The following is a 448-nucleotide window of genomic DNA, read 5'->3' as shown; positions in this document are numbered from 1 at the left end:
ATAATGAAAGTTTTGTGTAAATACAACAACCCTGGCGATGTACCTTCAGGAGTTCCAAGTAACTTCAATTTCGGACTTGAAGTAGAAAAAGAGTATTTGGTGATGGGAATGGCATTAGCTGAAAAGCAACTTTGGTATTTGGTTGATGAAAAAGGCAAGCCGAGTTTTTTCCCTTATCAACTTTTCCAAGTTGTAAATCCGTCTATCCATGTTAATTGGTATTTTAGATTATATCACGAAGATGATGGTATTTTCCCTTTTGATAAAGAGGCAATGTGGGGCTATTCAGAATTATGTTTAGATGCAAATCATTATGAACAACTTTTGGATAGGGAAGGAGAAGCCTTAGATGTTTACTTCAAAAGGAAAATAGAATTCGAAGAAGAACTTATATAGCAACAGACTTAAAAGAGCCTCTGCTTACCGCCGGGGCTTTCCACATAATACT

At 36.2% G+C, this 448-nt stretch carries 1 protein-coding gene; it reads left to right on the top strand.

The features are described from left to right. The coding region (locus FRY97_RS22680) for a hypothetical protein (RefSeq protein ID WP_170254886.1) at window positions 1–396 on the top strand (396 nt) is incomplete at its 5' end. Window positions 397–448: the final 52 nt, after the last annotated feature.

Origin of the sequence: Phaeodactylibacter luteus (assembly GCF_007993045.1) — a bacterium.
Lineage (GTDB): Bacteria > Bacteroidota > Bacteroidia > Chitinophagales > Saprospiraceae > Phaeodactylibacter > Phaeodactylibacter luteus.
Note: the sequence above shows the minus strand (reverse complement) of the source record. Positions and strands in the feature narration are given on the sequence as shown.